At 71.1% G+C, this 23072-nt stretch carries 17 protein-coding genes; 8 read left to right on the forward strand and 9 right to left on the reverse strand.

The window, feature by feature from the left end; translation table 11 throughout:
• Positions 1 to 44: 44 nt before the first annotated feature.
• The 7 genes from ABTX62_RS23650 to ABTX62_RS23680 all read right to left on the reverse strand — a co-directional run bounded on the left by ABTX62_RS23650 (position 45) and on the right by ABTX62_RS23680 (position 8171).
• Complete coding sequence (locus ABTX62_RS23650) at positions 45 to 1202, reverse strand: glycosyltransferase family 4 protein (RefSeq protein ID WP_352118059.1); 1158 nt, start codon at positions 1200 to 1202, stop codon at positions 45 to 47.
• A 21-nt stretch (positions 1203 to 1223) separates the two neighbouring features.
• A complete protein-coding gene (locus tag ABTX62_RS23655) occupies positions 1224 to 2666 on the reverse strand; it encodes an oligosaccharide flippase family protein (protein WP_352118060.1) in 1443 nt (480 codons plus the stop codon).
• A gap of 38 nt (positions 2667 to 2704) precedes the next feature.
• A complete protein-coding gene (locus ABTX62_RS23660; protein WP_352118061.1) occupies positions 2705 to 3601 on the reverse strand; it encodes an FkbM family methyltransferase in 897 nt (298 codons plus the stop codon).
• A gap of 1 nt (position 3602) precedes the next feature.
• Positions 3603 to 4616 (reverse strand): GDP-mannose 4,6-dehydratase, encoded by a 1014-nt coding sequence (gene gmd, locus ABTX62_RS23665; protein WP_352118062.1) that lies wholly within the window; start codon positions 4614 to 4616, stop codon positions 3603 to 3605.
• Positions 4559 to 5872, reverse strand: coding sequence for an O-antigen ligase family protein (locus tag ABTX62_RS23670; RefSeq protein ID WP_352118063.1), 1314 nt, complete (start codon positions 5870 to 5872; stop codon positions 4559 to 4561). The genes gmd and ABTX62_RS23670 overlap by 58 nt, the downstream gene beginning before the upstream one ends.
• Positions 5873 to 5876: 4 nt before the next feature.
• Positions 5877 to 6731: a glycosyltransferase family 2 protein gene (locus tag ABTX62_RS23675; RefSeq protein ID WP_352118064.1), complete on the reverse strand. Its 855-nt coding sequence runs from the start codon at positions 6729 to 6731 to the stop codon at positions 5877 to 5879.
• Positions 6732 to 6890: 159 nt separating this feature from the next.
• Entirely contained in the window at positions 6891 to 8171 is a 1281-nt protein-coding gene (locus ABTX62_RS23680) for a nucleotide sugar dehydrogenase (protein ID WP_352118065.1), read from the reverse strand.
• Positions 8172 to 8652: 481 nt separating this feature from the next.
• Here ABTX62_RS23680 and ABTX62_RS23685 point away from each other — a divergent pair, with 481 nt between their 5' ends.
• Positions 8653 to 9612: a GDP-L-fucose synthase family protein gene (locus ABTX62_RS23685; RefSeq protein WP_352118066.1), complete on the forward strand. Its 960-nt coding sequence runs from the start codon at positions 8653 to 8655 to the stop codon at positions 9610 to 9612.
• 246 nt (positions 9613 to 9858) lie between these two features.
• Here ABTX62_RS23685 and ABTX62_RS23690 read toward each other — a convergent pair whose 3' ends face one another.
• A complete protein-coding gene (locus ABTX62_RS23690; RefSeq protein ID WP_352118067.1) occupies positions 9859 to 10158 on the reverse strand; it encodes an LPXTG cell wall anchor domain-containing protein in 300 nt (99 codons plus the stop codon).
• A 570-nt stretch (positions 10159 to 10728) separates the two neighbouring features.
• On the opposite strand from ABTX62_RS23690, the gene ABTX62_RS23695 reads away from it, so the two are divergent.
• The 3 genes from ABTX62_RS23695 to ABTX62_RS23705 all read left to right on the forward strand — a co-directional run bounded on the left by ABTX62_RS23695 (position 10729) and on the right by ABTX62_RS23705 (position 14931).
• The gene (locus ABTX62_RS23695) at positions 10729 to 11403 is read left to right on the forward strand and encodes an arsenate reductase/protein-tyrosine-phosphatase family protein (protein ID WP_352118068.1); all 675 of its coding nucleotides are present in this window, start codon (positions 10729 to 10731) and stop codon (positions 11401 to 11403) included.
• 173 nt (positions 11404 to 11576) lie between these two features.
• Positions 11577 to 13094, forward strand: coding sequence for a cellulase family glycosylhydrolase (locus ABTX62_RS23700; RefSeq protein WP_352118069.1), 1518 nt, complete (start codon positions 11577 to 11579; stop codon positions 13092 to 13094).
• A 226-nt stretch (positions 13095 to 13320) separates the two neighbouring features.
• Positions 13321 to 14931, forward strand: a complete 1611-nt coding sequence (locus ABTX62_RS23705; protein ID WP_352118070.1) for an alpha/beta hydrolase — start codon at positions 13321 to 13323, stop codon at positions 14929 to 14931.
• Between the two features lie 120 nt (positions 14932 to 15051).
• Here the strand turns inward: ABTX62_RS23705 and serC are convergent, their stop codons facing one another.
• Positions 15052 to 16170 carry a phosphoserine transaminase gene (gene serC / locus ABTX62_RS23710; RefSeq protein ID WP_352118071.1) on the reverse strand — a complete coding sequence of 373 codons (1119 nt, stop codon included), beginning with the start codon at positions 16168 to 16170 and terminating at the stop codon, positions 15052 to 15054.
• Between the two features lie 298 nt (positions 16171 to 16468).
• Between serC and ABTX62_RS23715 the strand changes: the two genes are divergently transcribed.
• The 4 genes from ABTX62_RS23715 (at position 16469) to ABTX62_RS23730 (ending at position 22893) form a co-directional block, all read left to right on the forward strand.
• Positions 16469 to 19372, forward strand: a complete 2904-nt coding sequence (locus tag ABTX62_RS23715) for an FAD-binding and (Fe-S)-binding domain-containing protein (protein WP_352118072.1) — start codon at positions 16469 to 16471, stop codon at positions 19370 to 19372.
• Between the two features lie 465 nt (positions 19373 to 19837).
• Entirely contained in the window at positions 19838 to 20974 is a 1137-nt protein-coding gene (locus tag ABTX62_RS23720) for a lipid II:glycine glycyltransferase FemX (protein ID WP_352118073.1), read from the forward strand.
• A 160-nt stretch (positions 20975 to 21134) separates the two neighbouring features.
• A complete protein-coding gene (locus ABTX62_RS23725; RefSeq protein ID WP_352118074.1) occupies positions 21135 to 22094 on the forward strand; it encodes an EamA family transporter in 960 nt (319 codons plus the stop codon).
• A 196-nt stretch (positions 22095 to 22290) separates the two neighbouring features.
• The gene (locus ABTX62_RS23730) at positions 22291 to 22893 is read left to right on the forward strand and encodes a DinB family protein (protein WP_352118075.1); all 603 of its coding nucleotides are present in this window, start codon (positions 22291 to 22293) and stop codon (positions 22891 to 22893) included.
• Positions 22894 to 23072: the final 179 nt, after the last annotated feature.

Here is a 23072-nt window from a genome sequence, read left to right on the forward strand (position 1 = left end):
CCTCGCCACGGCGGGGTCCGGCACGGCTGGGGGCGTGCGGCACGTCAGCGCGCATGCGGATCGGTCGTCGTGAACCAGTTGACGTAGTGCCGCGCGATGTCGTCCAGCGAGAAGTGCCCGCGGACCCGGGCCATTCCCGCTGCCCCGAGAGCCGTCCGCTGCTCGTCGTCCCGGGCCAGCGTGGTCATCGCCTTCGCGATCCGGTCGGGCCGGTCGATGTCGACGAGCAGGCCCGCCGGGCCGACCACCCAGGGCACGGCGCCGCTGCGCCGCCCGGCAACGACCGGCAGGCCCATGCCCATGGCCTCGGCACAGATCATGGAAAAGGACTCGAGACGGGACGGGTGGACGAGTACATGCGCCTCGGTGGCGAGGCGGTTCATCATTGCGGCATGCGGCAGTTGCCCGGCGAACTCGACCCCTGCGGTGACGTCCCGGTCCCTCGCCCAAGCCTGCGCCGGGCCGCCGGGACCGTGGTCCGAGCCCAGAATGAGCAGCCGGGCTTTCGGAAACCCTCTACGGACCAGGGCGAAGGCCCGTAGCAGTGCCTTGGTGTTCTTCAGCGGCCCCCAGCCCTGCAGAGCCGCGGCGAACACGGGGTCGTCGCCGGGTGGCGGTGCGCAGAGGGTGGGCAGAGCGTCGGTCCGCACTCCGTTGGGGATCACCTCGATCGGTCGGCGCACGCCCAGACAGCGCCTCAGGTGTCGTGCGGTGTACGGACTGTTGGCACTGAGCGCGGTGGCACGATGGACGGCGGGCAGGGCCTGGGTGTGTCGCAACCAGCGGTAGACGTCGCGCATTTCCCAGGCGCAGCGCAGCGGCGTGTCCCTGGCGGTGACGAAGGCGGGGCGGCCGCTGGCGATGGCTGCGCGTGCGTATTCGTATGTCCAGTGGGCGCTGACCACGTCGGTGGGGTGTTCACGCAGTGCGGCCGCCAACTGCCGTCGCTCGTACCTGAAGAGATCACGCACCTGTTTGGAGGGACGCATCGGCGTGACGACGAGTTGCAGGCACCCCGAGCCGAACACCGCGCGTGAGGTCACTTCGTGACTCATCGCGAAGACGGTGACCCGGTGGCCCTGGTCGAGCCAGGTGCGGGCCAGCCAGCCGGTGGAGGGCCCTCTCGGGACGGCGGGAAGCGGGTGGTCCAGCGAGGGCAGCAGAGGGCTGAGGTCGACCGGTCCGGTGAGGCCGATGTGCATGGGGATTCCTCCAAGGCTCCTTCACAGCCGGGAAGCGGGGACGGCCGCGGCTTGCTTCTCTTTCCGACCGGGGCGGCGCAGCAGTCCGATCTCGGCGGCCGCCCGGTAGGCCGGGAACCGATCACGCAGCAGCAGACACCCCACCAGCACCGGAGACATGGCGAGCACCGCCCCGGGCAGGCCGCCCCACGCTGAGGTGCCCCAGCTGCCGGCCGCGGCCAGACAGATCCCCGCCACAAGGTGCGTGAGGTGTGCGCGGACCACCGCGCCGGCGGGGAGTGTGTCCGTCCCCTGCCAGCGGATCAGCTGAACGGCGTGGCCGACGGCCAACCCGGCCGCTCCGGCCGCGATGAACGGCAACGGCTCGTGCCCGCCGACGGCGGCGACGAGCCCCAGAGAGGTGACGGCGAGCAGAACCAGCTGGGTGCGCACGAGAGCGCGCCGGGCCCCGCGGGCGAGGTCCAGCGCACACCCGGCTGCGTAGACAACCTGCAGCGCGGCGCTCGCGGCGAACGCGGGCACCAGCGCCACGGCCCCCTCCCAGCCGGGGCCGAGCAGCAGGGCGAGCGCAGGGGGACCGGCGCCGGCCAGGGCACCGAAGGCGACGAAGCCGGCGGAGGCGGCGTACAGCAGATACCGAGCGGGCCGGGTCAGGGGCAGTCCCTGGCCGCGGCGGTCGGCGAGCAACGGTACGGCTGCCTGGTTCAGCCCCTTGATCAGGACGTTCACCGGTACGTCGGACAGCAACTGGGCGCGCGACCAGAGCCCGGCCATGCCGGGACCGAGCAGTCGGCCCGCCATCCACAGCGGGGCACTGGCCCCGAGCGTGCGCAGCAGGGCGAAGACGGTGAGGAACCCGGACAACCGCAGCAGGGAACCGGACGGAGCGCCCGAGTCGCGCGACAGAGCGAGCTTCGCCACCGACGCGCTCGCGGAGATACCGAAGGTGGCGAACGCCGCGACCGGGAGGGCCAGTGCGAGGGCGGCAGGGGAACCGGTACGGGCGAGAACGACGGCCGCGACCACGCAGCCGGCCACCTGCCCGGTGAGCTCGGCGACCGCGGCGTGACCCGGCAGCCCGACCCGGCGCAGCGCGGCCAGCAGCACGCAGCCAGTCGGCGCCACCAGCAACTGGCAGCCCAGCAGTCTCAGGATCAGCGTCAGTTCCGGCATCCCCCACAGGGCCGCGCACCACGGGGCGGCGACCTCGAAGACCGCCCAGCAGGTGACGCCGGTCACCAGCGAGAGCCGGAGCGCGGCGCGGAAGAGGGAGCGGCTGAGCTGCTCGGCGCGCAGGACGCAGGTCGCCAGTCCTCCCGTGGCGATCAGCCCGGGCAGCTGGGTCACCGTGAGGGCGATCGCATAGGCACCGAAGGCGCTGTGCGGCGCCACTCGCGCGGTCCAGGCGGTGTAGCCGAGCTGGAGGACGACCGACACGGCGGCGCTGCCGTAACCCCAGCTCACCGCGGAGAGGACGCGACCTGCGGATCTCGGGCCAACCGTCATGAGGGGGTGAAGGGAGTGGTGGTCAGAAGGAAGTTCTGGTGGCGGGCGGGAGGGGCGAAGCCGGGCGGTACGGCGACAGGAGCGGGCGGAGCGATGTGCTGGACGTGGTGGTAGCCGAACTCCGCGGCCGTGGAGCGCAGCCGCTCCAGGGCGGACCGGTCGAGGCACTCGGCGATCACGACGGGACGGTGGGCGGCCAGAATGCGGGACATGCCGCGCAGCACATCCGGTTCGAAGCCTTCGACATCGATCTTCACCAGGTCGACGGGCCGGTCCCCGACGGCGAGGTCCGCCGTGGTCACCTCGACGTCGACGGTGCTGCGCCCGGGGGTGTCGGCGCCCTGGCGCAGGGTGGCCGTGGTGATGCGCTCGGGCACGGTGAGACGTGCCCGGCCCGGCGCCTGCGAGAGTGCCTTGGCGACGACGTGCACCCTGGGCCCGAAGTGGTTGACGTCGAGGTTGCGGCGCAGCATCCCCACCGCGACCGGGTTGGGCTCGGCCGCGACGGCGTGCAGCCGCGGGTTGGCCTGGCAGGCGAGCAGGGTGTAGAGGCCGGCGTAGGCTCCGGCGTCGAGGAAACCGCGTGCGGTGCGGGCGAGCCGGTAGAAGAGCGGATGGGTCGCCTCCTCCCACAACCGCAGATCCGTCCAGACCACCGGCCCGGCGAGTACGTCGTCCGGGCCGCAGTAGTAGCGGAATGTGCTGCCGTCCGGTGCGTGCAGCCGCCAGACGCCGGTCGGGTGCAGATGCTTCCAGACGCGGAGCGGTACGTGACCGCGTACGGTTCCGGCCCGGACCGCCCGCTGAAAGGTTCGCGATCGCATCAGCAGGTCACGCGTGCCCCGCAGCACGGGCTTGACATGGCTCCGCTGCGGGACGGCGGTGATGGTCATCTCAGGCTCCCGTCAGCGAACGTTCGCGGGCCGGAGTGGGGACCGCGGCCATTTCGGCGTCGACCATGATCCTGGCGAGTTCCGGCGCGTGCACGGCGGCCCGCCAGCCCAGTTCGCGCTCGGCCTTCGAGGCGTCACCGACCAGGTCGGGAACCTCGGAAGGGCGCAGATAGCGCTCGTCGAAGCGGACGTGTCTCTCCCAGTCGAGACCCGCGTGCTCGAAGCAGAAGCGCAGGAAGTCGCGGACGCTGTAGCTGGTGCCGGTGGCGACCACGTAGTCGGCGGGCTCGTCCTGCTGGAGCATGCGCCACATCGCCTCGACGTACTCGGGCGCGTAGCCCCAGTCGCGGCGGGCCTCCAGGTTGCCGAGATGGAGGACGTCCTGCTCGCCGCGGGCGATGCGGGCGGCGGCACGGGCGATCTTGCGGGTCACGAAGGTCTCGCCGCGGCGTGGGGACTCGTGGTTGAAGAGGATGCCGTTGACGGCGTGGACGCCGTACGCCTCACGGTAGTTGCGGGTGATCCAGTACGCGTAGACCTTGGCGGCCGCGTACGGCGAGCACGGGTGGAACGGCGACAACTCCGACTGCGGGGGCGCGGTCGTCCCGAACATCTCCGAGCTGGAGGCCTGGTAGAAGCGGCACGGCAGCCCGGTCATCCGGATGGCCTCCAGGAGGCGGGTGGTGCCCAGGCCGGTGGTGGTCCCGGTGAACTCGGGTTCGTCGAAGGAGACCCGGACGTGCGACTGGGCGGCCAGGTGGTAGACCTCGTCGGGCTGGATGGCCTCCAGCACGGCGGCGATGCGGGAGCCGTCGGCCAGATCTCCGTAGTGCAGCCGGAGCCGGGCGTCGGGCTCGTGCGGGTCCTGGTAGAGGTGGTCGATCCGCTGGGTGGTGAAGGTGGAGGAGCGACGGATGAGGCCGTGCACCACATAGCCCTTGGAGAGCAGGAGTTCGGCTAGATACGAACCGTCCTGGCCGGTGATGCCGGTGATGAGCGCGGTTTTGTCGGACACGGCGACTCCTGGAGGGTGGGGGGACGACGTGCGCTGCGCGGCTGTGCACAGGCCGCCAGCAGGCCGAGGATCACGGCCTGTTCCGGGGTCAGGGAGTAGGTGAACATGTAGACCAACTGGCTGCAGACGAGCAGCCGGAGCACCAGTTTGTGTTCGCTGTCCGCTCCCGCTGCGCGCCATGCCGTGGCATACACCAGGAGGAGTACCGCGACGCCGAGGAGGCCGAGGCGCAGCAAGACCTCCAGGTAGTAGTTGTGAGGTGAGACGGCGGTGAAGGTCCCGTTGATCACGCGGTCGTATCCCGAACCGAAGGGCAGACCCAGCAGCCAGTCCGGCACTTGTTCGAGTCGCGGCAGCAGAGCCTGCCAGCCCTCCACCCGCCATACCAGCGTCCGGTCGTCTTCGCTGGAGGCGGCGAGGCTCGAGGTGACCTCGTCGGCGGTTCCCCAGGAAGCGGCCAGGAAGTAGAGCGTGCTGAGGGAGCCCAGGACGCCCAGGGCTGCGGCACGGGATCCGGTCCGCCGGTGGCGAGACAGCATCCAGCCCGTGATCATGACGCCGGAGGCCAGCCAGACGGTGCGGTGCTGGGTCAGGACGACGACCACCAGGAGCACCCACGCCAGCGCTCTCGCCCGCCCAGGGCCGCGACCGCACAGCAGCATCGTGGCCGCCTGGGCGATGATCATCGCCTCGGAGGCGCTGACCGGGCGTGTGCCGGTGAGTACTCCGTCGACCATGACGCGGTCGGCGTTGGAGCCAAACCCGACGTTCAACCACCCCAGAAGGGCTAGGCAGGACAGGGCACAGGCGGCCGGCACCCAGATGAGCGTGAACGCGCGCACCAGGTTCCGGCCGGGCGAGACGACGGCGACGAAGAGGGCGACACAGAGAAGCTGGATGAAATTGCGGGCTTCGTTGCCGGCCGCCTGGACGCCGAAGAGTCCGAACCCGCGGATCAGCGAATAGGCGGTCAGAACCAACAGGGCGAGGAGCAGGGCCGGGGCCCGGCGCCCCCGAGTCCCCGTGAGCATGATGAGGGCAGCGACCAGCAGACACACGGTCAGCACATCGGTGGGCAGCAGTGCCAGACCCGCGCCCGGGAGTGACTGACGCATGTCCTGCCGCGTCTGCCAGAGCTGGGCGGCGACATACAGGCCGATGGCCCAAACGGGCCAGCGGACGAAGCTCGCGACGAGCGCCGCGCAGACGATGAGCGCGGCGCAGCCGAGCAGCAGTGTCGTCGGATCGAGCAGCAAGGGTTCATCCCCTCGCGGGAGAGCGACGGACGGAGCATCGCACCGCGGTCTTCACATAGGGCGAGACCATCAGCAGCGGAGCCGCCGGCCAACAGTGCCGCAGGCAGTAGACCCACCACTGACGGGGCGGAAGTTCGCGCTGCGAGGTGAGCCGGCGCAGGGCCTCGCGTACGCCGATGCCCGGTTCCCGGGACCCGGTTCGCGGTGGGTTGCGGTCGCAGATGCCGACGTGGCAGGGCGTCACATAGGCGGCGATGCCGGCCCGGCGGACGCGGAATCCGTGGTCGTAGTCGCCCATGCCGTGCTGGAAGATCTCGTCGATGTCGCCGACCCGTTCGCACACCGTTCTGGGCAACAGCACCACGTTGCCGTTGTACGTGTCGCAGGGCTCGGGTCGTCCGGTGGGCTCCACCAGAGTGAGCGCACGGCCGCGGCGCCCGGAGTACGTGGTGCGGTCGTCGGCCGAGGCCCGTACGGCGCCGACCACGACCGTGCCGGGTCCGACCGAGCGGGCGGTGTCGAGCAGTACGGCGAGGGCATCTCCCTCCAAGGCCACATCGTCGTTGAGCCAGAGTTGGTAGTCCCAGGCCGGTTCGCAGGATCGCCGGCTTCTGCGGCTCGCGATCCGCATGCCGTGACTCCAGTAGATGTCGGTGCCGACCGTGGTGACCTCGACCTCGGGGTGGGCCGCGCGGACGGCCTCGGGTGTGCCGTCGGTGCTGCCGGCGTCGACCAGGTAGGTGCGTACGGTGGTGTCCTGCGGCAGCCCGCGCTGCGCGGCGAGCGCGGCGAGCGCGGCGAGCGTTTTTTCGCGGCGATTGTGACTGGTCATCAGCACGGCGATGCGGACTGGTGGCACGTGAAACTCCTCAGCTGGCATTCCTCTTCATTACCGGCCGCATCGCCCACGAAGACTCAGCCAGGCCGGACTCTGATCGGAACTGCCACTCCACGCTCGGCATTTGTCGTGCGGTTCACCCGGGTTCGGCTATTGGTCGATCACCGGAGGAAGGCGGGATCACAGGACCTCGAGGTGGCCCCCCCGGCAGCGGTTTCGGGTGTCGAAAATGTACGCGCCGGCCCGCTCGACGAGCGCATAGTCGAAATCGTCGTGGTCGGTTGCCACGACGACCACGTCGGCCGCGCGGATCTCTGCTTCGGTCAGTTCCACACACATGATGTCCGTGGGACGGAGATGGGAGTCGGTGTGCGGCTCCACCGCGACGACATGGGCACCAAGGTTCTGCAGTGACCGGGCGAGCGTGATGGACGGTGACTCGCGGATGTCGCCGGTGTTCTTCTTGTAGGCCAGGCCAAGTTGCAGGACCCGACAGCCATTGACCGACTTGCCGCGTTCGTTCAGGCCCCGGCTGATCCGCCAGACGACGTGGTCCGGCATGTGATCGTTGATCTCGTTCGCCAGCGCGATGAACCGGACATTCTGCCTGAGCAGCCGCTTGACCTGCCACGACAAGTAGGACGGGTCCACTGGCAGACAGTGCCCGCCGACACCTGGGCCGGGCCTGAACGCCATGAAGCCGAACGGTTTCGTGTCGGCCGCGTCGACGGCTTCCCAGATGTCGGCCCCCAGCCCCCTGGCGAACGTCGCCATCTCGTTGACCAGGGCGATGTTGACGTGACGGAACGTGTTCTCCAGCAGCTTGGTCAGCTCTGCGGTACGGCAGGAGGACACCGGCACGGTGCGCTCGACGATGCGTGCGTAGAAACGCTCGATGTCGTGCAGCGACGCCGGGTCGATCCCCGAGATCACTTTCGGGGTGTTCTCCAGCTGCCACTGTGGGTTTCCTGGGTCGATACGCTCGGGGCTGTACCCGAGGTGGAAGTCCACGCCGGCCTTCAGCCCGCTGCCGTCCTCCAGCAGTGGCTGCAGCAGACTCTCCGTGGTGCCGGGATATGTGGTCGACTCCAGAATCACCGTGGCGCCACTGGTGATGTGAGGGGCGATACTCCGGGCAGCGCATTCCACGTAATTCAGATCCGGCACGCCCTCGCGCAGCGGCGTCGGCACGGTGATCGTGCAGACGTCGAAGTCGGAGATGCCGTCGTAGTCGGTGGTCACCTTGTAGCGACCACTGTCCAGAGCGCTGATCAAACGCGCATCGCCGATTCCCTCGATGTACGAATCGCCGGAGGCCAGACGCTTGACCCGCAATTCGTCCGTGTCCACGCCGACGACACAGAAGCCCGCTTCCACCGCGCGCATGGCCAGCGGGAGACCCACGTATCCCTGACCGACGACGATCAACTTGCGCTGATCCCGGATTAGGGGTCGACCCATGTTTACCACCCCGTATCCTCAGAATGGAGCATCACGATCCCAATGTCGCATGCCCGGCCGCTCCGATTTCCCCTCGCCGCGTGTGTCTCCCGGGGATCACTCGGCTTCAGTAATCGGCGTACTTCGGCACAGTCGCGATGGGTGAATACGCGTCCGATGGTGGGCGCGTAACCGAACGACGGCAGCTGCGAGGTCTTAGCCTTCCGGGGTATGACGCCGAAGCTGCGCGCCCTGACAGCCCGCGGCCGCGTTCCGCCGGCGAGGACCGCCGACCAGGCCCTGCTCGGTCCGGTCTCGGGACACGCGTTTGAGCCGCAGGTTCGGCATCGACCACGTCTCCGGCGTGGCGTCGCCCATCGGACCACTGCGGAAGCGAAGAAGGAGGGCGAAGCTCATGGCTGATTCTGCGAATACCGGTCTCACATCCCCGGCCGCCGCTGCCTCGGCGGCGCATGCGTGTGGCGCGGCATCAGCCCGGAAGGTGCACCGCCCTCTCGACCGCTCGACGCGCGTGTTCGTGGCCGGAGGCTCCGGGCTGGCCGGTTCGGCGGTGTGCAGGGAACTCCGCCACGAGGGTTTCACCGACGTGGTCGCGCCCGGCTCGGCGGAGCTGGACCTGAGGGAGCGGCGGGCGGTGTTCGACTGGTTCGCGGCCAGGCGCCCGGACGTGGTGGTGCTGGCCGCGGCGAGGGTGGGCGGGATCAAGGCGAACGCCACCCGGCCCGCCGAGTTCCTCTCCGACAACCTGCGCATCCAGGTGAACGTGCTGGACGCGGCTCTGGAGCACGGGGTGGAGCGGCTGCTGTTCCTGGGGTCCAGTTGCATCTACCCGAAGTTCGCCGAGCAGCCGATCCGCGAGGAGGCGCTGCTGACGGGGCCTTTGGAGCCGACCAACGACGCCTACGCCATCGCCAAGATCGCCGGCATTCTGCACGTGCAGGCGGTACGGCGCCAGTACGGGCTGCCCTGGATCTCCGCCATGCCGACCAACCTGTACGGGCCGGGCGACAACTTCCACCCCGAGCACTCCCATGTGCTGCCGTCCCTGATCCGGCGCTTCCACGAGGCGAAGAAGTCGGGTGCGCGACGGGTGGTGAACTGGGGCAGCGGCACACCGCGTCGGGAGTTCCTCCATGCGGACGATCTGGCACGGGCGTGTCTGCACCTGATCGAGCACTACGACGCGGACGCCCCGGTCAACGTCGGCACCGGCACGGACCTGACCGTCCGGGAGCTGGCGGAGCTCGTCGCGGACGTCGCAGGGTACCGGGGAAGCGTCGAGTGGGACGCGAAGCAGCCGGACGGTACTCCGCGCAAGCTCCTTGACGTATCCCGGCTCACCACGCTCGGCTGGGCTCCTCGTATCGGCCTGCGGGAAGGGATCGCCCGGACGTACGCCTGGTACGTGGAGAACCTCGAGTCCGGCACGCTGCGGCACTGACTGACTCCACGGCGGCCGGGTTGGGGGCCGCAGGCGAATCCCCCCGCGGCGCCATCAGCGGAAGGGCGCTCGCGGTCCGGCCGTCTGGGTTTCGACCGCCTTCCCGGAGGGGCTTGCTTCAGGCGGGTAGGGCGGCAGCGGCCGACGGCGGGTGCCCCGACGGCGAGGTGAGGTCACGCGTCGGATGTTCCGCTGTCGGCCGCCGGTATGGCCGAGGCTGGGCAACTGCCCGAGGGGGCAGGGTGGTCAGTTGTGCTTCCGTCGCCGGACGGCCGTCATCGTGCCGGCTCCGAGCGCCAGCAGCCCTGCGGCTCCGCCCAGCAGAAGGGGCGAGCGGTCCTCACCTGTGTCGGCGAGGTGAGGCTTGTTCGGGCGTACGGTGATCTTGGCTGAGAGGGTCAGCTTCGATTCCTTTCCCTTGAGAAGGAAGGTGTGCCGGCCCGGGTCGGTCCACTTGGGGATGGTGACGGTCCCCTCCACCGTGCCGTTGTCGTCGGCGGTGAAGCGGCCCAGCTTGATCGGTTTCGAGAGCAGGAGCGCGACCACACCCTCGTTCGGATCGAACCCGGTTCCTGTGAAGCTGAGCTCGTCTCCTGCATCTACGGTGGTGGCGCTGAGAGTGAGGCTCGGGGGGTCGGGTGGATACGGCTGGGCGTGGGCAGTTTGCGCCCCTACGACTGGGGCTGCGGCCAGGACAGCAGCGGCTGCCGCGGTCGCGAAGGCGGCACGACACTTCGATGAGGCCGTCATCGCATTCACGCTCCTCACAATGGAATCGGGCGACGGCATGGTCCGGCCCGCGAGTACGGTATGTACATGGATAGCGCTGAATGGCGCCTGTTAAGCATTTTCGGGAGATAAGGCGCCTTATGGCGTATGCGGTTCACCGGACCGGCCGTCAGTCCCCTGGACGCGAGGGGCGTAGCGCCTGATATGTGCCACTCGGTTGGTCGTCCTGTGGTGACCGCCCTGGCCGGCGGTGTAGTGGCGAACACGGCGTTCCGACACGTGTCGCCCGCCTCTGAAGGGGCGACACGTGTCGCCCCTTCAGAGGCGCTGGAGTGCGACAGGCCGCACTCGGCCGACGTGGCGCCTTTCCGGATGGAGCCGGTGTCAATGAATACTGACATCGCGCCGCACGTCTTGGTCTCCGCTTCTTCCCTTCCTGGAGGGTGTGTGCCCCCGTTCCGCGTACTTGTGGTGTGCACCGGCAACATCTATCGCTCTCCGCTCGCCGAGTGCCTGCTCAGGCACCGACTGGTCGAGCATCGGCAAGTGATCCACGTGAGCAGTGCCGGCACCCGGGCCGTCGCGGGTGTGCCTGCGGCGGCTGCTGTCACCTCCTTCCTCGCCGGACGCGGCCTGCGGCCCTGCGGGGTGGGTTCCCGCCGGCTGACCGAGGAGATGGTCGAAAACGCGGACTTGGTGCTGGGTGCTGCGACGGAGCATCGTGAGGCCGCTGTGCGGCTGTCCCCTGTGCGTGCGTTGTCCCGTGCATTCACCTTCCGGGAGTTCGCCCGGCTGGTGCGGTCGGAGGACGCCGCAGGCGTGGCGGATCCGGCCGCACGGTTCGCTGCCCTCGTACAGGGCGCGGCCGCTCGCCGTGGTGTCGTGTCGACGCGCATGGGCGACGTGGACGTGAAAGACCCTCTTGGTGCGCCCCCGCCACAAGTGCGCGAGTGCCTGGTTCAGATCGAGGAGGCCGTGGAGCGGATCACCGCGCTCGTGCGGACCGGACGGCATGCGTCTTCGTCGGCTGCGAGCCGGGCCGAGTCCGGGACGTGGCGGTAGCGGACCGCGGCTTTGTCGACGGCGTCCGCACCCCGCGGAGGCCCGAGCGGCGCGATGAGTGAACCCACCCTCCTTGACGTGCTCATGGTGTATCAGTTTCCTGGGAAGTGCGCGGCATGGATGGGAGCGCTCCCAACCGTTCCGGGTCCGCGCCTCCCTGAGAGGAAGCAGCCATGTTCCGCACTCTGCGAAGAGCGCTGTGCGTCGCCGCGGCGCTCCTGTTACCCCTGGCCGGTACGCAGACGTCGGCATTCGCCGATGTCGACGCGCAGGCAGGCGCCGGCTACTGGCACACCAGCGGCCGGCAGATCCTGGACGCGGCCGGACAGCCCGTCCGTATCGCCGGCGTCAACTGGTTCGGCTTCGAGACCGCCAACCACGTCGTCCACGGCCTGTGGGCCCGAGATTACAAAAGCATGATCGACCAGATGAAGTCGCTGGGCTACAACACCCTCCGCATGCCCTACAGCGACGACATCCTCAAGCCCGGCACCATGCCGGACAGCATCAGTCACGACGGCAAGAACACCGACCTGCGCGGCCTGACGTCCCTCCAGGTCCTGGACAGGATCGTGACCTACGCGGGCCAGTCCGGCCTCAAGATCGTCCTGGACCGGCACCGCCCGGACGCGGCGGGCCAGTCGGCCCTCTGGTACACCTCGGCGGTCCCCGAGTCGACCTGGATCGCCAATCTCAAGGCCCTGGCGGCGCGCTACAAGGGCAACTCCACCGTGGTCGGCATCGACCTGCACAACGAGCCCCGCGACCCGGCCTGCTGGGGCTGCGGCGACACCTCCCGCGACTGGCGCCTGGCCGCCCAGCGCGCGGGCAACGCGGTGCTGTCGGTCAACCCCGAGCTGCTGATCATGGTCGAGGGCGTGCAGTCGTACAACGGCGTGAACGGCTGGTGGGGCGGCAACCTCATGGGCGTGGCCGAGCACCCGGTCCGGCTGGACGTCCCGAACCGGCTGGTGTACTCGGCGCACGACTACGCGACGTCGGTGGCGCAGCAGCCCTGGTTCTCCGACCCGTCCTTCCCGGCCAACATGCCGGGGATCTGGGACAAGTACTGGGGCTACGTCTTCAAGCAGAACATCGCCCCGGTGTGGCTGGGCGAGTTCGGTACGACGCTCCAGCCGGCGGTGGACCGGGTGTGGCTGTCCGAGCTGGTGAAGTACCTGCGCTCGACGTCGGCGTACGGCGCCGACGGCTTCCACTGGACGTTCTGGTCCTGGAACCCCAACTCCGGCGACACGGGCGGCATCCTCAAGGACGACTGGCAGACGGTCGACACGGTGAAGGACGGGTACCTGGCGTCCATCAAGGCCCCGGGCTTCGACCCCGGTCCCGGCCCAGGCCCGGGCGGTCCCGGCGACCCCGGAGGCGGCAACGCCACGTGCTCCGCCGCGTACACGGTCGGCAGCGACTGGGGCGGCGGCTTCAACTCCGAGGTGAAGGTGACCAACACGGGCACGCTGCCGCTGAAGTCCTGGAAGGTGACGTGGACATGGAGCGGCTCGCAGAAGGTCACGAGCATGTGGAACGCGTCGCACACCCAGAACGGGGCGACCGTCGCCGCGGTCAACGCCGCGCACAACGGGAGTGTGCCGGTGGGAGGTTCGGCGAGCTTCGGCCTGGGCGGTGCACCCGGGGGCGGAGGTGCGACGGGTGTGAGTTGCACGGCGACGTGATCGCGGGGTGAGTGGGGCGCCCGGTGCTCGCCGGGCGCACCCATGCCGGGCGGCGTGTCCGGATTGCCGGAACTCCCCTTTTCTGAGGGGAGTCTGAGAGCAGACTATGACTCGATTCAGTCAAGTCTTGGTCGAATCCCTACGTGTGGCGCGCTCTTCCGAAACGATGCGGCACGGCCCGTGTCACTCACGGGCCCGACCCCCCTCACCGTTGCGAGAGAACTCCATGAGAAGAAGCGCAGCCGTACTGTGCGGCGTCACGGTCGTCCTGGCCGGGACGCTCGCCGCCGCCCCCGCCAACGCCGGCGCGTCCCACCCCGCGAACACCGCGGCCCTGACGACCGCCGCGGCGAAGATCGCATGGAAGAAGTGCGGTACGGACGACGCCCCGACGCTCCAGTGCGCGTCGTTGAAGGTGCCGCTCGACCACGCGAAGCCGCGGGGGAGGCAGATCACGCTGGCGCTGTCCCGCGTGCCGCACACCGCGCCGAAGTCACAGGGCCCGTTGCTCGTCAACCCCGGCGGCCCCGGTGGCAGCGGCCTGTCGCTGGCCCCGTTCGTCGCGTCGTCCCTGCCCAAGGAGGTCGCGGCCCAGTACGACGTCATCGGCTTCGACCCGCGCGGAGTGGGCGAGAGCCAGCCCACCCTGGACTGCAAGCCGGGCCACTTCGACCCGGTCCGCCCCGACTCCGTACCCAGCACACCGGCGATCGAGAAGGCCAACCTCGCGCGCGCCAAGTCCTTCGCCCGGGCCTGCGGCACGAAGTACAAGGACGTCCTGCCGCACATCGACACGGTCAGCGCCGTGAAGGACATGGACTCGATCCGCAAGGCCCTCGGCGCGCCGAAGATCAACTACTTCGGCTACTCGTACGGCACCTACCTGGGCGCGGTCTACGCCAAGCTGTACCCCGAGCGCGTGCGGCGCCTGGTGCTGGACTCGGTCGTCGACCCGACGGGCGTCTGGTACGACGACAACATCCAGCAGGACTACGCCTTCGACAAGCGTCACAAGGCGTTCATGGCGTGGATAGCCACGTACGACTCCACGTACAAGCTCGGCAGGGACCCGAAGAAGATCGAGGCCAAGTGGTACGCCATGCGGGCGGCCCTGGCCAAGAAGCCCGCGGGCGGCAAGGTGGGCGCCGCCGAGCTGGAGGACATCTTCATACCCGGCGGGTACAACAACGGCTACTGGCCCACGCTCGCCCAGACGTTCGCGGCCTACGTCAACAACCATGACACGGCCGCGCTGGTCAAGGCGTACGACAACATCGCGGCGATCGACGCCTCCGGCGACAACGGCTACAGCGTCTACACCTCCGTGCAGTGCCGTGACGCGTCCTGGCCGCGCGACTGGAAGCAGTGGCGCAAGGACAACTGGGCGGTGCACGAGAAGGCCCCGTTCATGGCCTGGAACAACGCCTGGTACAACGCACCGTGCGCGTTCTGGCCGACGAAGACGCTGAAGCCGGTGAACGTCGCCAACAGCAAGCTCCCGCCGGTGCTGCTGTTCCAGGCGACGGACGACGCGGCCACGCCCTACCAGGGCGGTGTCACCATGCACCGGCTGCTGAAGGGCTCCAGCCTGGTGGTGGAGCAGGGCGGCGGCAACCACGGCATCACGCTGAGCGGCAACGCCTGCCTCGACAAGCACCTCGCCACGTACCTGACCAACGGCAAGGTCCCCCACGGCAACGGCGTGGCCGACGCGGTGTGCAAGAGGACCCCCGACCCGAAGCCGCAGCCGGCGACGCAGAAGGCGCCGAGCACGCCGCAGCCCGCCGTCGCGGCGGTCGGTGACAGCCTGCGGGGGATTCTGGGGTTCGGTCGGTGAGTTCGACCGGCTGAGCATCGGCTGGAGAGGACAGGTGTTCGGCCTGGGCGCGGTCGCCTGGGCACGAGCGAGGGGCGCCCCGCACACGCGGGGCGCCCCTCGGTCACGTACGCGGGAAGGTCAGAGCTTCTCGATCACGTAGTCGACGCACTTGGTGAGGGCCTCGACGTCCGCCGGGTCGATCGCCGGGAACATCGCGACGCGCAGCTGGTTGCGGCCGAGCTTGCGGTAGGGCTCGGTGTCGACGATGCCGTTGGCGCGCAGCACCTTGGCGACGGCGGCGGCGTCGACCTCGTCCGTGAAGTCGATCGTGCCGATGACCTGCGAGCGCTTGGCCGGGTCGGTGACGAACGGGTTGGCGTACTTGATGTCCTCGGCCCAGCCGTAGAGCGTACGGGCGGAGGCGGCGGTGCGCCGGACCGACCAGTCCAGGCCGCCCTGGCCGTTGATCCACTCCAGCTGCTGGTTCAGCAGGAAGAGGGTGGCCAGCGCCGGGGTGTTGTACGTCTGGTTCTTGCGGGAGTTGTCGATCGCCGTCGGCAGCGAGAAGAACTCCGGGACGTGGCGGCCGGACGCGTGGACGCGCTCGGCGCGCTCGATCGCGGCGGGGGAGAAGACGCCGATCCACAGGCCGCCGTCGGAGGCGAAGGACTTCTGCGGGGCGAAGTAGTAGACGTCCGTCTCGGCGATGTCGACGGGGAGGCCGCCCGCGCCGGAGGTGGCGTCCACCAGGACCAGGGCGCCCTCGTCGGCGCCCGCCACGCGCTTGATCGGCATGGCGACACCGGTCGAGGTCTCGTTGTGGGTGAACGCGTAGACGTCCACACCCGCCGCGGCGACCGCCTCCGGGTGCGTGCCCGGGTCGGCGGAGATGACGTCCGGCTCGGCCAGCCACGGGGCGAGCTTCGCGGCCTTGGCGAACTTGGAGGAGAACTCGCCGAAGCTGAGGTGCTGCGACTTGTTCTCGATCAGGCCGTGCGTCGCGATGTCCCAGAACGCGGTGGAGCCGCCGTTGCCGAGGACCACCTCGTAGCCGTCGGGGAGCCGGAACAGCTCGCTGATGCCCTCGCGCACCTGGCCGACCAGGTTCTTGACGGGGGCCTGGCGGTGGGAGGTGCCGAGCAGGGACGTGCCGGTGGCGGCCAGGGCGTCCAGCGCCTCCACCCGCACCTTGGAGGGGCCCGCGCCGAATCGACCGTCGGCGGGCTTGATGTCAGCAGGAATCTGGATCTCAGCCACGAAGGGGAGCGTAGCCGCTTCCAGAAACCTGGGCGAAACGTCGTCCGTCGGGTGAGACGCGGTGTGGACCGATCAGTGCGGCGGCGGGCCGGGCCAGACGGCCGAGGCGTCGTCGCGGTGCGGGTCCGGCAGCCGGAGGGGGCGGATGGCCACGGGGCGGACTCCGTCCTCGATGGTGGCCGTCCATGTCCAGCGCTGGTTCGTCGAGGGCGTGGCCGGCTCCGCCGCCAAGGGCTGAGCCACCGGGGGAGCGGCGCCCCGGCCCGTCACCGTCAGTTGCCGGGAGCATGCTGGACGCATGACGGATGTCGAGGATCTGGCCGCCCTCGAGGCGGAGCTGAACCGGGTCGTGCGGGGTGACGTGGGTTTCGACGTCACCTCCCGGGCGCTGGTCACCATGGACGCGTCCAACTACCGGCGGGTGCCGCTGGGCGTGGTCGCCCCCCAGGACGCTGACGACGTGGCGGCCGTGCTGGAGGTGTGCCGGCAGCGGGGGGTGCCGGTCGTGGCGAGAGGCGGCGGTACGTCGATCGCGGGCCAGGCGACGGGCACGGGCGTGGTGCTGGACTTCACCCGGTACATGAACCGGCTCGTGTCCTTGGATCCCGGGGAGCGCACCGCCGTCGTGCAGCCGGGCCTGGTGCTCGACCGGCTCCAGGAGGCCGCCGCCCCGCACGGCCTGCGGTTCGGCCCCGACCCCTCCACCCACAGCCGGTGCACGCTCGGCGGCATGATCGGCAACAACGCGTGCGGCTCGCACTCGGTGGCGTGGGGGACGACCGCGGACAGTGTGCGGGAGCTGGACGTCGTCACCGCGCGCGGCGAGCGCCTGCGGCTCGGGCGGGACTGGGCCGGGGCGCCGGACGGGCTGCGGGAGCTGGCCGAGGGGGAACGCGCGCGTCTGCGCACCGGCTTCCCGGACCTGCCCCGCCGCATCTCCGGTTACGCGCTGGACGCCCTGCTGCCCGAGCGCGGCGCCGACGTGGCCCGCTCCTTCTGCGGCTCCGAGGGCACCCTCGGCGTGCTGACGGAGGCGGTCGTACGCCTGGTCGAGGCGCCCCGCGCGCGTGCCCTGGCCCTGCTGGGCTACGCCGACGAGAGCGCGGCGGCGGAGGCGGCGGCAGGGCTGCTGCCGCTCCGGCCGCTGACGGTGGAGGGCATGGCGGCGGACCTGGTGCCGTCCCCGGCCGCACTGCCGCGGGGCGGGGCCTGGCTGTTCGTGGAGACCGGCGGGGAGTCGGCGGCGCAGGCACGCGCGCGTGCCGAGGCGATCGTGCGGGCCGCCGACGTCGTGGACGCGCGTGTCGTCACGGACCCGGCCGCACAGCGGGCGCTGTGGCGGATCCGGGAGGACGCGAGCGGCACGGCGACGCGCATGCCGGACGGCACCGAGGCGTGGCCGGGCTGGGAGGACTGCGCGGTGCCGCCCGCCCGGCTGGGCGCGTACCTGCGGGACTTCCGGGGGCTGCTCACCGCCCATCGGCTGCGCGGCACGCCGTACGGGCACTTCGGGGACGGCTGCATCCACGTCCGGATCGACTTCGACCTGCTGACGGAGGCCGGCGTCGCCCGTTTCCGCCGCTTCTCGGAGGAACTCGCGGAGCTGGTGGTGGCGCACGGCGGGTCGCTGTCCGGGGAGCACGGGGACGGGCAGGCGCGTGCGGAGCTGCTGCCGAGGATGTACGGGGCCGAGACGGTGGCCCTGTTCGAACGGGCGAAGGGCGTGTGGGACCCGGACGACCTGCTCAACCCCGGGATGCTCGTCCGCCCCGCACCCCTGGACAGCGGCCTGCGCTTCTCCGTCCTGCCCCGCGAACCGGTCGACGTGGCCTTCGGCTACCCCCTGGACGGCGGTGACTTCTCGGCTGCGGTGCGGCGCTGCGTGGGCGTCGCCAAGTGCCGTACGACGTCGGTGAACGGCCCGGAGGTCATGTGCCCGTCCTTCCGGGCGACCGGCGCGGAGGAGCACTCCACACGCGGACGGGCCCGGCTGCTGCACGAGATGCTCGCCGGTGAGGTGGTGACGGACGGCTGGCGCTCGCGGGAGGTCCGCGACGCGCTCGACCTGTGCCTGTCCTGCAAGGGCTGCCGCTCGGACTGCCCGGTGGGCGTTGACATGGCGACGTACAAGGCCGAGTTCCTCCACCGGCACTACGCCGGGCGGCGCCGACCGGCCGCCCACCACGCCATGGGCCGGCTGCCGGTGTGGCTGCGGGCGGTGTCCCGTACCCGCACGGCGTGGCTGGTCAACGCGCTGTCGCGGATCGGGCCCCTCGCGTGGGCGGCGAAACGGCTGGGCGGCATCGCCCCGGAGCGGGAGATCCCGCGGGTGGCGCGGCGGACGTTCACCGGCTGGTGGGAGCGGAGGAGGACGCACCGCCCCCCGGCGCGGGGCGATCTGATCGTCCTGTGGCCCGACACCTTCACCGAGCACCTCTCCCCGTCCGTGGGCCGGGCCGCCGTACGGGTGCTGGAGGCGGCCGGGCTGCGGGTGGCGCTGCCGCCCACCCTGCACCTGGTGAAGCCGCCGGTGGGCGACGGCAGGACGGTCGCCCTCGACCCGCTGTCCCTGCTGCGCGGCCGGGGCCGGGTCTGCTGCGGGCTGACGTACGTGTCGACGGGCCAGCTGGACCGCGCCCGGGCCGTCATGCGCCGCACGCTCGATCTGATGGAACCGGTGCTGGAGACCGGCGCCCCGGTCGTGGTCCTGGAGCCGAGCTGCGCCGCGGCCCTGCGCACGGACGTCCCCGAGCTGCTGCACGACGATCCGCGCGCGGCCCGTCTCGCCGCGAGGGTCCTCACCTTCGCGGAGGCGCTGGAGCGGCACGCCCCCGACTGGGCCCCGCCGCGTGTGGATCGCCCGGTGACCGGGCAGACCCACTGCCACCAGCACGCGGTGCTCGGCGACGCCGCCGACCGTCGGCTGCGCGCGGCGGCCCTGCTCTCCGGCGAACTGAGCGGCGGCTGCTGCGGCCTCGCCGGAAACTTCGGCTTCGAGAAGGGCCACTACGAGGTGTCCACCGCCTGCGCGGAGGAACAGCTCCTGCCCTCCGTACGGGACGCCCCGGACGGCACGGTGGTCCTGGCGGACGGCTTCTCCTGCCGCACGCAGCTGGAGCAGCTGGCGGGCGTGCGGGGCAGGCACCTGGCGGAGGTCCTGGCCGAGGCGCTCGACGAGAACGGCGGGCGGGACGGCGCGTGAGGCGTTCTGTGACGGGTGGTGGGGCGGCAGGGCGATGGGGTGTGGGGCGTTTCGCGGCGGGTGGTGGGGCGGTGTGGTGTTCTGCGGCGAGCGGCGAGCGGCGAGCGGCGGGGCGGCGGTGCGTGGGTTGCGGCGAGCGGTGGTGCGGTGGGGTGTGGGGCGTTTCGCGGCGGGTGGTGGCGGCGGTGGGGTTGTTCTGCGGCGAGCGGCGGGGCGGCGGTGCGTGGGCTCTGCGGCGAGCGGTGGCGCGGTGGGGTGTGGGGTGTTTCGCGGCGGGTGGTGGGGGGTGTTCCGCGGCGAGCGGCGGGGCGGCGGTGCGTGGGCTCTGCGACGAGCGGTGGCGCGCTGGCGTGGGGCGTTCGGGCCACCGGACGGGTGGACTCGAGTGTCTGAGCCGGGGGAGGGCCGGGGCCGCTCCTAGGCTCGCGGGACCAGACACCGCCCGCCGCTCGAAGGAGCCGCCGCATGAGCGTCCGCGTCCAGCCGATCACCCGTGAGGAGCACCTCGGGTTCGTCACGGCCCGCCCCTCCGCCAGCCACACCCAGCTCCCGTCCTGGGGCGAGGTGAAGCCCGACTGGCGCGCGGAGAGCCTCGGCTGGTTCGACGCCGGCGGGCAGCTCGTCGGCGTGGGACTGGTGCTGCTGCGCCCGCTGCCCGGGCCCCGGGTGCCCGGACTGCCGCGCTACCTCGCGTATCTGCCCGAGGGGCCGCTCCTCGACTGGCACGAGCCCGGTCTCGAACGGCTGCTGGAGCCGATGCTCGCCCACCTCAGACGGCGGGGCGCCTTCGCGGTGCGGATGGGCCCGCCGGTCGTGGTCCGCCGCTGGAGCGCCGACGTGGTCAAGGCGGCGATCGCGGACCCGGCGGCGCGGCGGCTGCGCGACGTGCGGGCGACGTCGTACGAACCGCGAGCCGGCCGGATCGCGGACAGCCTGCGCCGGATGGGCTGGCGGCAGTCCGAGGCCTCCGGCGAGAACGGCTTCGCGGCCGGGCAGCCCCGCTACGTCTTCCAGGTGTCGTTCGCCGGCCGGTCGCTGGAGGACATCCACGGCGGCCTGAACCAGCAGTGGCGCCGCAACATCAAGAAGGCGGAGAAGGCCGGGGTGAAGGTCGTGCGCGGCGACCTGGAGGACCTGCCGGCCTTCCACGAGCTGTACGGCGAGACCGCCGAACGGGACGGTTTCCTCCCGCGCCCGCTGCCGTACTTCCAGCGCATGTGGACCGCCCTGAACGCCGAACACCCCGACCGGATGCGGCTCTACCTCGCCTATCACGACGGGGAGGTGCTCGCCGCCGCCACCATGCTGACCGTCGGCGAGCACGTCTGGTACTCCTACGGCGCCTCCACCGCCCGCCGCCGCGAGGTCCAGCCGAGCAGCGCCGTGCAGTGGCGCATGATGACCGACGCGCACGAACTCGGCGCCGCCGTCTACGACCTGCGCGGCATCACCGACACCCTGGAGGAGTCCAGCGACCTGCTGGGCCTGCTCCGCTTCAAGGTGGGCACCGGCGGGGAGGCCGTGGAGTACCTCGGCGAGTGGGACTACCCGCTCAACCGGCTGCTTTACAAGGCGTTCGACCTCTACCTCGCCCGCCGCTGAGATCTCACAGCTCGAGACAGAGGCAAAAAGGGTTCACGCACCTGACGGAGTCCATTACCCTGGACCGTGCAGTGCATCGGGCTGTACGTTGAGTGCATCCGGGTGTACGCACCGCACACGCGCAGCACCCGGACACCGACCCCGAGCACAGGACTGGCCCGTGACCACGCCGGACACCACCACCTCCCCCGCGTCCGCGACCACCGCGGCCACCGCGCCGGGCACCGGCCCGGGCCGGCTCGGCTCCCTCGGGCCCGTGGGCCTGGTGCTCGCGGGCGGCATCTCCGTGCAGTTCGGCGGCGCGCTGGCGGTGACCCTGATGCCCAGGACGGGTGCCCTCGGAGTGGTGGCGCTGCGCCTGCTGGTCGCGGCGGTCGTCCTGCTGCTGGTCTGCCGCCCCCGGCTGCGCGGCCACTCGCGCGCCGACTGGGGCACGGTCGTCGTCTTCGGTATCACCATGGCCGCCATGAACGGCCTCTTCTACCAGGCCCTCGCCCGCATCCCGCTGGGCCCCGCGGTCACCCTGGAGGTCCTCGGCCCGCTCGCCCTCTCGGTCTTCGCCTCCCGCCGCGCGATCAACGTCGTGTGGGCGGCGCTCGCCCTCGCCGGTGTCTTCCTGCTGGGCGGAGGGGGCTTCAACGGCCTCGACCCCACCGGAACGGCCTTCGCCCTGGGGGCCGGCGCCATGTGGGCGGCCTACATCGTCTTCAGTGCCCGAACGGGTCGCCGCTTCCCGCAAGCGGACGGACTGGCCCTGGCGATGGCGGTGGGGGCGGTGCTGTTCCTGCCGCTGGGCATCGCCGAGTCGGGGACGAAGCTGCTCGACCCGGTGACGCTGGGTCTCGGTGCGGCGGTCGCGCTGCTCTCCTCGGTCCTGCCCTACACCCTCGAACTCCTCGCCCTGCGCCGCCTGCCCGCCTCCACGTTCGCGATCCTGATGAGCCTCGAACCGGCCATCGCCGCGACGGCCGGTTTCCTCATCCTCCACCAAGCCCTCACCGCCGCCCAGGCCGCCGCGATCGCCCTCGTCGTCGCGGCGAGCATGGGCGCGGTGCGCACCCAGGTGAGCCGCGGACGCAAGAAGAAGGCGGCCCTGGAGGGGACGGCCCTGGAGGGCTGACCGGTCCCCGGGGGCGGGGAAGAAGGCGGCCCTGGAGGGCACGGCCCTGGAGGGCTGACCGGTCCCCGGGGGTGGGGCCTCCGGCGGTGGGCGTCCCCCGGACCGACCGGCCCCCATGCAGTCCGTCTCCGGCGAGGCGGGCGGCCGCCGTTCCGGCCCGGCCGGGGTGTCAGTGCCGGGTGCGAGACTGCCCCGCATGACCCCACCTGATCCGAAAGCCGACCTCCTGCGCTATCTGCAAGAGGCGCGTGACGCCCTGCTGTGGAAGCTCGACGGGCTCTCGGAGTACGACATCCGCCGCCCGCTGACACCGACCGGCACCAACCTGCTGGGGCTGGTCAAGCACACCGCCGGTGTGGAGCTGGGCTACTTCGGCGACACCTTCGGCCGGCCGTTCTTCGACGAGAACCCGCCACCCTGGTGGTACACGCGGGACGCCGATCCCCACGCCGACATGTGGGCCACGCCGGACGAGTCGCGCGAGGACATCGCGGGGCTGTACCGCAGGGCGTGGGAGCACGCGGACGGCACCATCGGGGCGCTGCCGCTGGACGCGGTCGGCCGGGTCCCCTGGTGGCCCGAGGAGCGGCGCGAGACCACGCTGCACCACATCCTGGTGCGCGTGATCGCCGACACGAGCCGTCACGCCGGGCACGCCGACATCGTGCGCGAGCTCATCGACGGGTCGGTCGGCCTGACGCCGGGCAAGGACAACCTGCCCCCGGGCGGCCGGGCCATGTGGGAGGCCCATCGGCACCGGGTGGAGGAGGCGGCGCGCGAAGCGGACAGGGACGCCTGAGCCCACGGCGACGCGCCCGGCGGCCCATAGCGGCACCCGCGCACGCCCCAGTTTCGCGACTCTGTGCGGGCGGGGCCGGCGCCGACGCACCGGCATCCCGCGCACCGATATCCCGTGGTGCGCCCGCAGCCCCACCACCGTCACCGTCAGTGGCGCTCCGACAGGACGAGCGCGCGGCC

Origin of the sequence: Streptomyces sp. NPDC096046 (genome assembly GCF_040303285.1) — a bacterium.
Lineage (GTDB): Bacteria > Actinomycetota > Actinomycetes > Streptomycetales > Streptomycetaceae > Streptomyces.